The organism is Microcoleus sp. CAWBG58 (assembly GCF_020883045.1).
Classification (GTDB): domain Bacteria; phylum Cyanobacteriota; class Cyanobacteriia; order Cyanobacteriales; family Microcoleaceae; genus Microcoleus.
The window spans coordinates 1-13896 of the sequence record NZ_JAHRFA010000102.1 but is presented as its reverse complement, the minus strand read 5'-3'; the positions used below and the strand labels follow the sequence as shown (position 1 = coordinate 13896).

Sequence of the window (13896 nt, the reverse complement as noted above, 5' to 3'; positions counted from 1 at the left end):
TGGGTGTCAAAAATCTCACAAAGAAAAATCAACTATGATTTTAGTCCCTCAATTCTGAGTTTTGAATCTCGAACCGGGAAAAAGTGACACCCATGGGTGTCAAAAATCTCACAAAGAAAAATCAACTCCGTCCTTTAGCAGGATTCTCGCCAGAAGTTATAACTAGAATTTTTCATCTACAACCGCTGAGGAATTGTTATGTCTAGTACCAGTACGCTACTAAAAAGCGAGTATGGAGCAGCCCAACTTGATGTCATCGAACGGGCTAGGCTTCAAGAACTTGAATCCATCGTAGAAAATGGACTTCAGACTTTTTATGAAGTTGGTAAAGCCTTGGACGAGATCCGAGAACAAAAATTGTACAGGGAAAGTCACAAGGCTTTTGATGCTTATTGCCGGGAGAAATGGGGCATAGCAAAGCAGACGGCTAATCGATTTATTGCAGCAGCGCACGTCATGGAGAATTTGACACCCATGGGTGTCAAAATTCCGGCGAACGAGCGGCAAGTTCGTCCTCTAGCAGGATTATCACCGGAACTGCAACTCGAAATCTGGCAAGAGGCTCTAGAATCATCGCCGAATGGTATGCCCACTGGTGCAGCAGTTCAGCGCTTGGTCGATCAGCGATTTCCATCCCTAGGAAGCGGACGATCTAAAGATACTGATTCTGAACTGGAGAAGTTGCGATCGGACAATAAGCGGCTTAGAGAGGAAATCCGAGAACAAAACAGAGAAAGGGATCGGCGTGCTGCTGCTGTGGCGTTGGAAATGGAGCAACTTCGAGCCGAAAACCGACAGTTGAAAGCTGAACTGCTACAGCGCGATCGAGATTGGGAAGTCCGTCTGGCGGTTGAGAGGAGAAAAATTCGAGAAGAGGTTAGGGCGGAACTCAAGGCAGAATACGAAGGACAGATTAACTCGCTGACCCAACAACTGGCAGAAATGACCGCAAACTATCAATCTGTATTGGCAAGACTCACAGCATTAGAAGGAATAAAATAAATGGTCACAATTCTTGAAAACCCGCTGCGGGTAGGTTTGCGAAAAGAACGGATGCCGGAACCGCAAATTCTGGTCATCTTCGGAGCTTCGGGGGATCTCACCCAGCGCAAACTGGTACCAGCAATTTATCAGATGAAGCTCGATCGGCGCTTGCCACCGGAAACTACTGTCGTGGGAGTGGCCCGCCGTCCCTGGAGTCACGATTACTTCCGAGAACAAATGCGGGAAGGCATCGAAGAATTTGGCGGCGGTATTAGCAATGAGGAATTGTGGCAAGATTTCGCCAAAGGTTTGTACTACTGTCCCGGCGACATTGATAACCCCGAAAGCTATCAAAAACTCAAAGCTTTCTTAGCTGAACTCGATGAAGAAAGGAGAACCCGCGGCAATCACATCTTTTATCTGTCCGTTTCTCCGAACTTTTTCCCAGAAGCAATTCGGCAACTGGGCGCAGCTAAAATGCTGGCAGATCCAATAAAACATCGCTTGGTAATTGAAAAACCCTTCGGCCGCGACTTGAGTTCGGCAAAAGCTCTCAACCGTGTAGTGCAGCAGGTTTGCCAAGAACAGCAAGTTTACCGAATCGACCATTATTTGGGTAAAGAAACGGTTCAAAATTTGATGGTGTTCCGGTTTGCGAACGCGATTTTTGAACCGCTGTGGAACAGGCAATTTGTCGATCACGTACAAATTACCGTTGCAGAAACTGTGGGGGTAGAAGACCGGGCCGGTTACTACGAATCCTCTGGGGCGTTGCGGGATATGCTGCAAAACCACTTGATGCAGATTTTCTGTCTGACGGCGATGGAACCGCCAAACTCCCTCGACGCTGACAGCATCCGCACCGAAAAGATGAAAGTTCTGCAAGCAACTCGCTTGGCGGATTTGAATAACTTGGAGTTTTCCGCGATTCGCGGTCAATATTCCGCAGGGTGGATGAAAGGCAAACCCGTGCCGGGTTATCACGAAGAACCGGGGGTTGCTCCCAACTCGACAACGCCGACTTTTGTGGCGATGAAGTTTATGATTGACAACTGGCGATGGCAGGGAGTGCCTTTTTACCTGCGGACTGGTAAGCGGTTGCCGAAAAAAGTTAGCGAAATTGCGATTCAGTTTCGGGAAGTGCCGCTGTTAATTTTTCAGTCGGCGGCCCAACAAACTACTCCTAACGTTTTGACCATGCGCGTGCATCCCAACGAGGGGATTTCGCTGAGGTTTGAGGCAAAAATGCCGGGGCCGGATTTGCGGACGCGGACGGTAGATATGGATTTTAGTTATGGTGCTTCGTTTGGGGTGACATCTTCGGATGCTTACGATCGCCTGTTGATTGATTGTATGTTGGGCGACCAAACTTTGTTTACCCGTTCTGATGAAGTGGAAGAAGCTTGGCGGGTGGTAACTCCGGCGCTGATGGCTTGGGAATCTTCCAACGATCAGGAACTGGTTCCTAAATACGAAGCTGGTACTTGGGAACCGGCCGAGGCAGAACTGCTAATTAACAGAGACGGTCGCAAGTGGCGCAGACTTTAAGGGTTAGTTGTTAGTTGTTAGTTGTTAGTTGTTAGTTGTTAGTTGTTAGTTGTTAGTTGTTAGTTGTTAGTTGTTAGTTGTTAGTTGTTAGTTGTCAGTTGTTAGTTGTTAGTTATTAAGTAAGAGTTGCTAACTAATAATCATCAATGACTAATGAGTAATGCTAATGTTCTGGAACTCCTGCGCGATACCACTTCTGACCAATGACCAATGACCAATGCCTAATGACCAATGACCAATGCCTAATGACCAATGACCAATGACCAATGACCAATGACCAATGACCAATGACCAATGCCCAATGCCCCATGCCCAATGACCAATAACCACTAAGAAAGGAGAAAAAACCGATGACAATGACACCGATGAAAGCTCCGCCTCTGGTTTCGCTGCAAAGTCCTAAGGATGTGTCGATCGACCAAATAGAGGCAGAACTGAGTAAAATCTGGGAAAGTTACAGAGAATCAGGATCGAAGGGCGATTTTCCGATCGCGACTAGGGCAGCAACTTTTACTTTTGTCGTGTACGAACCGGAAGAAACCCAGCAATTATTGGCGGATCTGGGATTTTATGACGGGCCTGTCGATGGTATTAGCGGGCCGATGACGGCATCAAGCATCAGGGCTGCTCAAAAAGCTTACGGAATGCCCAGAAGTGGCAAACCTAGCGCTGAATTGCTGGCGATGTTGCGCGAAGAAGTGGCTCGCAAAAATGCCAAGGGAGAGCTTTTGGGTGCGACTGGCTTGGGTTCGGCGGGTTCGGGAGTGGCTGATGCGATCGTAGCTGCGAATCCCTGCCGGATTATTGCTCTGTGCCCGACGGCGGGAGAAGATACGGGCGTGCAGGCTCAAGTGGCTGCTTACTGTCCGGTGCACAAGCGCGGCAGCGGCAATCTGATCTGCTGCGAGTATATTACCCTGCGGGGTACGGAAGCTGCTCTGGAAAGGGTGAGCGCGATCGTGACAGCGCTGACGATCGCGGATTTGCCGACGCTGCTGTGGTGGAAAGCGAATCCAGATGCCGATCGAGGTTTGTTCCAGCGGCTGGCGGAAACTAGCAGTTCTGTGATTATCGACTCTAGCAGTTTTGCCGAGTCTGAAGATGAATTGTTGTTGATGCAAAGTCTGATCGAGGAAGGAATTCCGATCGCGGATTTGAATTGGCGCAGGCTGGCGGCGTGGCAGGAGTTGGCTGCCGAGGCCTTCGATCCGCCGGAACGTAGGGCGGCAATTCGGGAGATCGATCGAGTGACGATCGATTACGAACAAGGCAATTCTACTCAAGCGCTGATGTATTTGGGCTGGCTGGCGAGCCGGCTTCAGTGGCGTCCGGTTGCTTTCAAGCAAGAAGAGGGGGATTATCAAATCAAGCGGATTAAATTTGCGGGTGCAGACGAACGGGTTGTAGAAGCCGAGTTAGCTGCTATTCCTACTGCCGATACGGGGGATGTCTCCGGCGATTTGATTGCTCTGCGTTTGAATTCTACGAACGAGAAGGCCGATTGCGGTACGGTTCTGTGTTCTGAAACGGGCGGCTGTATGCGGATGGAAATGAAAGGAGGCGCTCAAACCGATCGATTTAACCAAGTGACTCCTCTGTTCGATCAGGTGACGGAACAGTTGCTGGGCCAGCACTTGCAGAGTTGGGGCCGGGATATGCTGTACGAAGAAAGTTTGGCAGTGACGGCTCAATTGCTGAAATTAGCCAAACACTAACAACAAGTTCCGCAACGGACAATGTATTAGTTAAGATTCAGTAGAGCAGGCAATGTCTGCCCTACTGAATATTCTCTTTTCTTCTTTTTTCTTCCTTAGTGTCCTTCGCGTCTTCGCGGTTCGTTAAATAGATATTATTTGAGCAGTAATACCCATATCAATTATGATTGCATAGAAATGATTAAACCGCAGAGAACACAGAGAACGCAGAGAAAGAACAGAGAGATGAATTGGATATCAGAATTTTATCAATTATCAATTGTCAGTATTTTTTATGACTAATCTAGGGTTATGGCTTTAGTAATTGCTGGCGAGCGCAGCGGTGCGGGAAAGACTACTGTAACGATCGCCCTTTTAGCTTATTTAATCCGCCAGGGCTTGAACGTGCAATCTTTTAAGGTCGGCCCTGACTACATTGACCCGATGTTTCATGCTTTTGTTACTGGTCGCCCCTGTCGGAATTTAGACCCAGTTTTAACGTCTGAATCTTATGTTAAAAAGTGCTTTTCCCATCATATTCAAGATGTTGATTGTGCTTTGGTTGAAGGGGTAATGGGTTTATTTGATGGGGTTTCTCCGAAGAAGGATTCTGTAACGAGCACTGTACGGGATGTAACGGATGTGAGGAAGGCAGAAGGAAAAGAACATTATTCTATTTCCTTTGCTTCTACGGCTCATGTTGCTTATTTGTTGAATTTGCCGGTATTGTTTGTGATAGATTGCAGCCGGCTGTCTGGTTCTGTGGCTGCGATCGCCCACGGTTTTCGTTCTTTTAACCCAAATCTTAATTTCGCGGGTTTGGTGCTGAATCGGGTGGCGAGCGATCGACATTTAGAGTTGCTGACAGATGCTCTCAAACCGCTCAATTTACCGATTTTGGGTGTTTTGCGTAGGGATGAGGCTGTTAGTATTCCCGATCGACATTTGGGTTTGATTCCTGCTGAGGAGTTGCCGAATCTTCACCGTGCGATCGACAAGTTGGCCGATTTGGCTGCTGTTGCTTTTGACTGGGAAAAACTTTTGCCTTTGCTGGCTGCTTCTAATGGGGGGGGTGAGGGGTCTGAGCAACTTTTGGGTAGATACAGTCTCCCTTACAAAATTATAACTAAAAAAGATGATGTTGTCAACTGTTTGGGTAAAAAATTTGGGGTGAGGATTGCAGTTGCGCGCGATCGGGCTTTTAATTTTTACTATCAGGACAATCTGGATTTGCTGTCAGAGTTGGGTGCGGAATTAGTCTTTTGGAGCCCACTGGATGATGCTGTTTTTCCCGACAACGTGCAAGGGTTGTATTTTGGTGGCGGTTTTCCTGAAGTGTTTGCACGGGAATTGAGCGGTAATGTTTTAATTCGGGATGCGGTGAAAAATGCGATCGTTGCGGGAATGCCGACTTATGCCGAATGCGGGGGTTTAATGTATTTGTGCGATTCTATTGTAGATTTTGATGGCAATTCTTGGCAAGGGGTGGGGGTGTTGAAATCTGATGCCCAGATGGGAAAGCGTTTGACTTTGGGGTATCGAGAAGCTGCGGCGGTGAGGGATAGTTGCGTGTTAGTTGCGGGGGATGGGGTTTGCGGGCATGAGTTTCATCGATCGCACTTGAGTGTAGAACCGATCGATCCAGTTTATCACAGTTGGAGGTACGGCAAGCGGGGGGAAGTTGAGGCGGTTGGTGAAGGGTGGGGGGTTTATCAAGTTCATGCTGCTTATTTGCACTTGCATTGGGGGGCTCGGCCTGATATTCCGGTTCGGTTTTTGCAGCATTGTGCTGAGTTTGATTGTAATGGTGTTTTGGGCGATCGGTTTGCTAATTAGATTTTTTTTATTTACCGCAGAGGGCGCAGAGGGCGCAGAGAGAAGAGGGGAGAAAAGAGTATCTATATTAGAATGTTTTTGATGAACGCAGGGAGGGATTGTAAGGATTTATGAGTGTATCTATTTCGACTAAGCAGTTATTGGCACAATGGGTGACGCCGGAGAATTTTCGGGGTTACGGTCAAGTTATTTCTGCGAGTGTTGATGGTAAGTTTTTTGATGTTGAGGATGCTCAGTTAAGTTTGCAAAATGGCATTCCTAGATTTTACATTATGCGGCTTCACCAGAAAGGTCGCAAGTTTGGCAAAATTACACGGCACGTTAAATGCACTCAGTGTTTGGGTTCTTTGGAAGGTAAGGATTGGTTGATGGCGGTTGCGCCTCCTGGGGAGGGCGATAAACCGAGTTTGGAGGATATTGTTGCTTTTCGGATTCCGGGGAATTGTTTTATTAAGTTGGATGTGGGGACTTGGCACGCTGGGCCTTATTTTGATGCGGATTTTGTGGATTTTTACAATCTGGAATTGAGCGATACTAATGTGGTTGACCATTTTAGTTTTGATTTTGTAAAACATCACAATCTAGAATTTGATATTGTCTGAATATTGGCGTTTTGTAGTTGTTTTCTGTGATTCTCGTTATATGTTTGTTGTTTGAGTAAGATTTTTAACCACAGAGGGCGCAGAGGACGCAGAGGAAGATGGGGATGAGGGGATGAGAGGGAAAGAATGGGTTGACAGGTGATTCGAGAATTGATGGATGCTGAGGATTTTGATTTGCCTCCGCTGGATGTGGCTGTTGAGAAGTTGCGGGAAATTGTTAGTGTTTGAGTTGAGAAATAGTGGAGGTTAATTTAGTCTTTTCCCTTGAACTCACATACTTTTTCGCTCGATGACATCTAAAACTGTTAAACTATGAATCAAGGTGCTATTCCAGATGAGAGTCCGAGAAATTTACCGGAGCAATTGCTGCTGCAAGATGCTAAGGCTGGTAATTGCATAGTAATTCATTGCGGTACAGATAGATTGTTGGGGGATGCACGGAGACTTGTTGCTGTTTATGGCGGGAATTCTGAAGATTGGGATAAAATGACAAGCATTGAGGCTTTTGAAATTAATGGAGCTTCCGTACAAGTCCATTGGTTTCGGAACAGTCAGACTCTTCAAGATGTGGAGTTTAAGTTCAAGCGGCAGTATCCTAAAACAGCCCCTAAAAATTTGTAGGTAATCAAGTTATGAAAATTCGCTGTATTGCTAAGACTGGTGCATCTCTACCTGAAGAATATATAGATCCGCCGCGCGGTTACACTAGAACAGTTGAGTTATCACTAACTATAGGCAAGGAATATGTTGTTTATGCTATCCGAGAATGGAAAGGAACTATTTGGTACTATATCTGCAATGATAATTACAGCTATTATCCCATCCACAATCCGGCGCCGATGTTTGAAGTGGTTGACAGCAGAATTTCTAAGTATTGGCGGTTTGAACTTTCGCCTAATGGCTTGTTAATGATAGCGTTTGAGCAGTGGTTTACCGATCCTTATTTTTATGATAAGCTAACCGACCAGGAAGAGGCGGAGATTGAGATTTTTGAGAAAATTAAGGAATTGATGGATGCTGAGGATTTTGATTTGCCTCCGCTAGATATGGCTGTTGAGAAGTTGCGGGAAACTGTTAGTGTTTGAGTTGGGAAAGTGCGAGAGTCAATTTATTTTGTCAACAACCTTGACTCAAATAGCTTGAAATGGTATCAAATAGGAAGCAGCAGAATTTTGTAAAAAGAATGAATGATGAAATTAAATCCGATAATAACTATGAGACAGTCGGTGATGATGATGTTCTGTTATTCGAGGAAGCTACTTTTATGGTGCGTCGATTTAAAGAGCTAGCCGCTAGCAAGTTTAGTAAGATAGTTGAGATTTATGTAGAAATGGGGGGATATAGCCCGAGGAAAATGATGGATTGGATGAGTGAATTGTGTATTAACGAAGAAACAAAAATTATGGGAGGGGATATAAACTGGAAATCGCCTCAAGAAGGAATTGATTGTCAAATTCTAAAAATTGGTTCCAAGGGTTGGCAAAAAGGAAAGCTTAAAATAGAAGTTAATAGAAGTTTCCATTCGGGACAAACGCAAACATCTATAAAGTTCTGTCCCGATCGCCCAACTGAAACTATATCGCCTTTAGATGATATCAGACAATCCGAGGAATACAAAAAACTAAGCAATAACAACTGACTGCCCGATCGCCCTTAAAATACAATAGCCCTTAAAATACAATAGTCGATCGCGCCTAGATCTGAATCTTAGATTTTTAACCGCAGATGGGGGCGGATGTACGCGGATGAACGCTGATGTTTTTTGGATGTGCTCATGGTAAATATAGAAGAATACGTCGATCGCACTGCTGAACTGATAAACTTGCCCCTAGACCCAGAACATCGGCCGGGTGTTGTGGTAAACTTCGAGAGGATAGTGGCGATCGCCCAACTCGTTACAGAATTTCCTTTACCTTCAGAAGTAGAAGCTGCACCGGTGTTTGAACCTTAGATTTTTAACCGCAGATGAGGGCTGATGAACGCGGATGAACGCAGATATTTTTTTGGATAAGGCTGATGCGGTTGCTACGGCGGCGGCCGTTAAAAGCGGTGAGGTGACAGCTACAGTGGCGGTTAGTGCTGCTTTGGAACGGATTGCGGTTGCCGATCGCACTTTTAACTGTTTTACTAATGTGATGGTCGATCGCGCGCTTGCAGATGCCGAAAAAATAGATAATGCGATCGCACGTAACGAAAACCCAGGCCCGCTAGCAGGTGTTCCCTTCGCTGTCAAAAATCTCTTTGATGTCAGCGGAATTACTACTTTAGCAGGCTCAAAAATCAATGCTGAAAACCCTCCGGCTGCGCGCGACGCGGCGGGGGTCGCCCGACTGCGACAAGCTGGTGCGGTGCTTGTAGGTACGCTCAACATGGATGAGTACGCCTACGGTTTTGTCACGGAAAACAGCCACTACGGCCCAACTCGCAATCCCCGCGATACTGCACGCATCGCTGGGGGTTCCAGCGGAGGTTCCGCTGCGGCGGTGGCTGCGGGTTTAGTACCCGTTACTTTGGGCTCAGATACTAACGGTTCCATCCGCGTACCCGCTGCTTTGTGCGGTGTTTTTGGGTTTAAGCCTACTTACGGCCGTTTATCAAGGGCCGGAACTTGTTTGTTTTCGAGTAGTTTGGATTGCGTCGGGCCGATCGGGCGATCGCTCCGAGATATGGCGCTGCTGTATGATATCCTGCAAGGCCCGGACGATCGCGATCCAGTTTGCACTCAACGCCCGCCAGAACTTACTTCGCCACAGTTAAATATAGGAATTGAAGGATTGCGAATTGCTGTTGCTGACGGCTATTTCGCTACAGGGGCCGAACCGGAAGCTATGGATGCTGTAGAAATTGTGGCTAATGCCTTGACAAATGTCCTTAGTTGTGGTATGGAGTCAGAAATAGCAAATTCCCGAAAAATTGGGGGGCTTGTGACTGTCAGCATACCGGAATCCGATCGCGCGCGGGCGGCAGCGTTTATAATTACTGCTTGCGAGGGTGGAAACTTGCATTTGGAGAATTTGCGATCGCGCCCTCAAGACTTCGATCCGGCAACGCGCGATCGTTTTTTGGCTGGAACGATGATTCCTGCGACGTGGTACGTGCAAGCGCAGAGATTCAGACAGTGGTATCGCGATCGCGTTCGTGCAATATTCCAACATACAGATATCATTCTCGCACCCGCAACTCCGATCGCGGCTCCTGAAATTGGTGTCGAGAAAATGGTCATCGCCGGACAAGAAATCTTAGTGCGTCCCAATCTGGGACTGTTCACCCAACCCCTATCATTTATAGGCTTGCCGGTGCTTTGCGTGCCCGTACAGCGGCCCGGGGCTTTGCCCTTGGGGGTACAAATTGTTGGTGCTCCCTACAGCGAAGCGGTGATTCTCCGAGTCGCTGCGGTACTAGAATCGCAAGGCATTATATCTGCCGAATCAATTTAGTGCTAGTTCTAGGGTTTGTTGTTGCGGTGGAAGCGTCTCTTAGTCCTTCTGGCAATAGCTTTGCGCTTCTGCTTTTCGAGGGGGGTTTCAAAGTGGCGGTGTTTTCTCATGTCGGGGAAAATTCCCGCTTTGGAAACTTGTCGCTTAAACCGTCGTAGGGCTGACTCGATCCCTTCGTTTTCGCCGATTACAACTTGGGTCATTCTTTCTCCTTAGTGTTTGTCAGATCAAGTTTTATCATATCAAGGTTTTTGGCAGCGCGATCGACCAAAACCCCAAAATTATACCAGAAAATAGGTTCGTAGTGAGGACTTCAGTCCTTCTTTGTTGCGGACTGAAGTCCTCACCGTCAACTGTCAACTGTCAACTGTCAACTGTCAACTGTCAACTGACCAACTGATTTTCCTGTCGCAGGTAAGCTTGAATAAAGGGGTCTAATTCGCCGTTCATCACATCTAAGACGGCGGTAGTTTCCACGCCAGTCCGCAAATCCTTGACCATTTGATAGGGGTGAAACACGTAGTTGCGAATTTGGTTGCCCCAAGCTGCCTCTACCATGTCGCCGCGAATCTCGGCAATTTCGGCGGCGCGCTGTTCCCTAGCAACCACCAACAACCTAGCTTTGAGTAAGGCGAGAGCTTTTTCTTTATTTTGCAACTGACTGCGTTCTTCGGTGCAGCGGACGGCTAAACCAGTCGGAAGGTGAACGATGCGGACAGCGGTTTCTACCTTGTTAACGTTTTGTCCGCCCTTGCCGCCCGCCCGGGAAGTCGTGACTTCCAAATCTTTTTCGGGAATATCCAGTTTAACGGATCGATCGAGCACCGGCATCACTTCAACGCCCGCAAAACTGGTTTGACGCTTGTCATTAGCGTTAAAAGGCGAAATTCTCACCAAACGGTGAGTACCTTTTTCCGACCTCATGTAGCCGTAGGCGTAGCGGCCGACAATTTCCAAAGAGGCAGATTTAACACCTGCTTCCTCTCCCTCAGAAATCTCGGTTAAATGTACTTTGTAACCTTGACTTTCGCCCCAGCGGGTGTACATCCGCAGCAGCATTTCGGCCCAATCTTGAGCATCTGTACCGCCGGCCCCGGCGTTAATTGTCAAAACCGCGCCGCCTTCGTCGTAGGGCCCAGACAGTAATTGTTGCAATTCCCACTGGTCGAGTTCGCGGGTTAATTGTGAAAGACTCGATGAGGCTTCTTGGAACAGGGACTCGTCGGCTTCTAACTCCAGCAGTTCTAAAATAGCTCTAGCGTCTTCTAGGCTAGTCTGCCAGCCGTGGTATTGGTCTAAATGAGATTTGAAGTCATTCAGTTCTTGGAGGGTTTCTTGAGCTTGTTCTTGGTCGTCCCAGAATGCCGGTTGGGCGCAGATTTGCTCTAAGTCTTGGATTTTGGCTGTAAGTGCGGGGATGTCAAAGATAGTCCTGGGTGGTACCCAGTCGATCGGACAATGTTTCAATATCGTGTTTGATGTCTAGAACTTCCACTGTGAGTTCTCCTAGTTTTGTGGTGTCTTGTCGATTTTAGCTGAAATTGGGTTCAATCTGTGCAAATCAATTTTTCAGCAGCACACCAGCTTTGAGACATGAGTCAATCTTGCCGTCGAGTACCTCGGCGACGGCTGTTGTTTGGATGCCTGTACGAAAATCCAAAACTGTGTCCGGGTTGGCGCTGTCGCTGGCAAATTGATATTCTCGAATTGGTTGGTTGAGGACTGTTTGCAGGCGATCGACCTGAATATCTGAAATTTCTGCAACTTCCTGCCTTTGCATAATAGCAAACAGTTTGCTCTTGAGAACAGCCAAAGCCTTGTCTTTATTTTGCATTTGAGTGCGGCATCCGTCGCAGATTGCAGAAATACCCGTAGGAATATGCACAATTTTCGCCCAAGCTTTGGTTCCGTTACGATTCAGATTGGGATTGGGTAAGATTAGTTCTAAATCCGGCTGTGGAATCTCCAATTGCACGTACATTTGTAAAATTTCCACCGTCGCTGTAGTGAGTCGCTTTCTGGTAATATTAAAAGGTGATTTCCGTTTAAGTCGGTGTATTCCGGTTTCTGACTTGAGATAACCGCAAGCGTAACGTCCGTTTATTTCCAAGGTTGTAGAATTAATTCCTATTTCAGGCGCTGGGGAAGATTCAACGTCCGCAACTTCGTAGCCTCGGCTTATTCCCCAAATACTATACATTCTCACCAACATTTCTGCCAAGTAGTGAGCATCCATATAGCCTGTTCTGGCGTTAATTATGAGGTAGGCTCCATTTTTGTCACCAGGTTCGCTCAAGGATTGCTCTATTTCATACTCTTCGAGAGAGCGGTTTAGTTGAGCTAAATTAGTTTGAAGTTCTTGCTCTAGTTCTTTGTCTGCTTGAAATTCCAGTAACTCGGCTGTGGCTTTAGTATCTGCTAAACAAGTTTGGCACTGGTTGAGTTTTACCTGGTAGGATTCGAGTTGGTCTAGTTCTTGCAGTATCGGTTCAACTGTGTTGGTGTTGTTGCGCGATTCCGGCTGTGCTGCTAGCTGTTGTAACTTTTGGCTTTCGGCGTTTATTGCTGAGTCAAAGACAGTCTTGTAGAGTGGTTAGGCGATCGCGCAATGTTGCAATATTGTGTTTGATGTGTAGAACTTCCACTGTGAGTTCTCCTAGTTTTGTGGTGTCTTGTCAATTTTAGCTCAAATTGGGTTCTGTCAACAATTTGTTTGACCATAGACCAATCGAGTCCGGGGTTTCCTTCCGTTAAATCGGCAGAAAGCGACGGATATACTCCGAACCCGTTGAATTAAAAATTTGACCGCATTAAAAATTAAAAATTCCCCAAAAGTTGCTAGAATCTAAAATCAGGTTAACGATCGCGATAGAAGTTAACTGCCATGATTTCGCCAGAACTAAAATCAAGCTTGCCCTCCACCGAAGACCTGCCCTGTTCGGACGATACGCCTGTGGATAACGAAGACCAGAATCTCCTACCCAACCTATTATTGTTTGTGCTGACGGGTATTTGGTCGGCTCGGATGGATTGGTACTTTGGGGTGGATATGGCGGTGTATCACACGACGGGAATCAGTCCCAAAGTGCCTGTAGTTCCCGACGGGTTTCTCAGTTTGGGGGTGGAGCGCCGAAAAGGAGGCAAATCTCGCCGCAGCTATGCTGTCTGGGAAGAAAACGAGGTTGTGCCGGTTTTAGCATTGGAAATGGTGTCTCACAAGCCCGGGGCGGAGTACGACGAGAAGATGTCGATTTATGCCTCTTTAGGGGTTTTGTACTACATTATTTACAACCCGGAATTTTGGCGGCGCGATCGACATCAACCGTTTGAAACCTACAAGCTGATTGACGGGCAGTACCGGCAACAGATTGGCGAACCCTATTGGATGCCAGAAATTGGACTGGGTATGGGGCGCTCTGGGCAACTTATTGGGGGTATCGAGCAAGAAATTCTGATGTGGTACGACGAGTCGGGAAATGTCTATCCCCTGCCGGATGCAGCGGTGCAGCAGATGCGCGAGCAGTTGAGGGTTGAACGACAGCGAGCTGAGGTTCAACAACAGCGAGCCGATCGCCTAGCTGAGTATTTGCGATCGCAAGGAATCGATCCGGATAACCTACCTGAATTCTAACGTGAAATGCGATCGCTTCACCGAATTCTGCCTTTTTTATTTTGACTGTAGTTTAGACTAAAAAATGAGCGCAGCTAAAAGTAGCCACCTTTGAAGCTCAGGCAAGCAGTTGCTCAAAAACTCAAAAAGTAGAAGATTAAATAGCTAATCTTGAAGACTTTTTG

The 13896-nt window shown here is 47.0% G+C and carries 14 protein-coding genes; 11 read left to right on the top strand and 3 right to left on the bottom strand.

Features of this window, described 5'->3' with window-relative positions; all coding sequences use genetic code 11:
- Window positions 1-198 precede the first annotated feature (198 nt).
- The 10 genes from QZ918_RS29160 (at window position 199) to QZ918_RS29115 (ending at window position 10101) form a co-directional block, all read left to right on the top strand.
- Window positions 199-1002, top strand: a complete 804-nt coding sequence (locus QZ918_RS29160; protein ID WP_293341585.1) for an MreC domain-containing protein — start codon at window positions 199-201, stop codon at window positions 1000-1002.
- Window positions 1003-2532 (top strand): glucose-6-phosphate dehydrogenase, encoded by a 1530-nt coding sequence (gene zwf, locus QZ918_RS29155; protein ID WP_293341583.1) that lies wholly within the window; start codon window positions 1003-1005, stop codon window positions 2530-2532. It abuts the gene before it with no gap.
- A 350-nt stretch (window positions 2533-2882) separates the two neighbouring features.
- On the top strand, window positions 2883-4247 hold the full coding sequence (gene opcA / locus QZ918_RS29150) for a glucose-6-phosphate dehydrogenase assembly protein OpcA (protein ID WP_293156549.1): 1365 nt from the start codon (window positions 2883-2885) through the stop codon (window positions 4245-4247).
- 291 nt (window positions 4248-4538) lie between these two features.
- Window positions 4539-6062, top strand: coding sequence for a cobyrinic acid a,c-diamide synthase CobB (locus tag QZ918_RS29145; RefSeq protein ID WP_293341580.1), 1524 nt, complete (start codon window positions 4539-4541; stop codon window positions 6060-6062).
- A gap of 110 nt (window positions 6063-6172) precedes the next feature.
- A complete protein-coding gene (locus QZ918_RS29140) occupies window positions 6173-6664 on the top strand; it encodes an ureidoglycolate lyase (protein WP_293341577.1) in 492 nt (163 codons plus the stop codon).
- A gap of 312 nt (window positions 6665-6976) precedes the next feature.
- The gene (locus tag QZ918_RS29135) at window positions 6977-7285 is read left to right on the top strand and encodes a hypothetical protein (protein WP_293341574.1); all 309 of its coding nucleotides are present in this window, start codon (window positions 6977-6979) and stop codon (window positions 7283-7285) included.
- Window positions 7286-7296: 11 nt separating this feature from the next.
- A complete protein-coding gene (locus tag QZ918_RS29130) occupies window positions 7297-7749 on the top strand; it encodes a hypothetical protein (RefSeq protein ID WP_293341571.1) in 453 nt (150 codons plus the stop codon).
- Window positions 7750-7847: 98 nt separating this feature from the next.
- Window positions 7848-8303, top strand: a complete 456-nt coding sequence (locus QZ918_RS29125; protein WP_293341568.1) for a KGK domain-containing protein — start codon at window positions 7848-7850, stop codon at window positions 8301-8303.
- 135 nt (window positions 8304-8438) lie between these two features.
- Window positions 8439-8615 carry a DUF4089 domain-containing protein gene (locus tag QZ918_RS29120; RefSeq protein ID WP_293341566.1) on the top strand — a complete coding sequence of 59 codons (177 nt, stop codon included), beginning with the start codon at window positions 8439-8441 and terminating at the stop codon, window positions 8613-8615.
- Window positions 8616-8649: 34 nt separating this feature from the next.
- Complete coding sequence (locus QZ918_RS29115) at window positions 8650-10101, top strand: AtzE family amidohydrolase (RefSeq protein ID WP_293341563.1); 1452 nt, start codon at window positions 8650-8652, stop codon at window positions 10099-10101.
- Window positions 10102-10109: 8 nt separating this feature from the next.
- Here the strand turns inward: QZ918_RS29115 and rpsU are convergent, their stop codons facing one another.
- The 3 genes from rpsU to QZ918_RS29100 all read right to left on the bottom strand — a co-directional run bounded on the left by rpsU (window position 10110) and on the right by QZ918_RS29100 (window position 12664).
- Window positions 10110-10304 (bottom strand): 30S ribosomal protein S21, encoded by a 195-nt coding sequence (rpsU, locus tag QZ918_RS29110; RefSeq protein WP_006632476.1) that lies wholly within the window; start codon window positions 10302-10304, stop codon window positions 10110-10112.
- Between the two features lie 181 nt (window positions 10305-10485).
- Window positions 10486-11596 (bottom strand): peptide chain release factor 2 gene (gene prfB, locus QZ918_RS29105; protein ID WP_293341560.1). Its coding sequence is split into 2 segments (ribosomal slippage): window positions 10486-11523 and window positions 11525-11596, totalling 1110 coding nucleotides; the frame shifts between segments, so codons are not numbered across the junction.
- A gap of 66 nt (window positions 11597-11662) precedes the next feature.
- On the bottom strand, window positions 11663-12664 hold the full coding sequence (locus QZ918_RS29100; protein ID WP_293341612.1) for a PCRF domain-containing protein: 1002 nt from the start codon (window positions 12662-12664) through the stop codon (window positions 11663-11665).
- 321 nt (window positions 12665-12985) lie between these two features.
- On the opposite strand from QZ918_RS29100, the gene QZ918_RS29095 reads away from it, so the two are divergent.
- A complete protein-coding gene (locus QZ918_RS29095; protein WP_293341558.1) occupies window positions 12986-13732 on the top strand; it encodes a Uma2 family endonuclease in 747 nt (248 codons plus the stop codon).
- Window positions 13733-13896 lie beyond the last annotated feature (164 nt).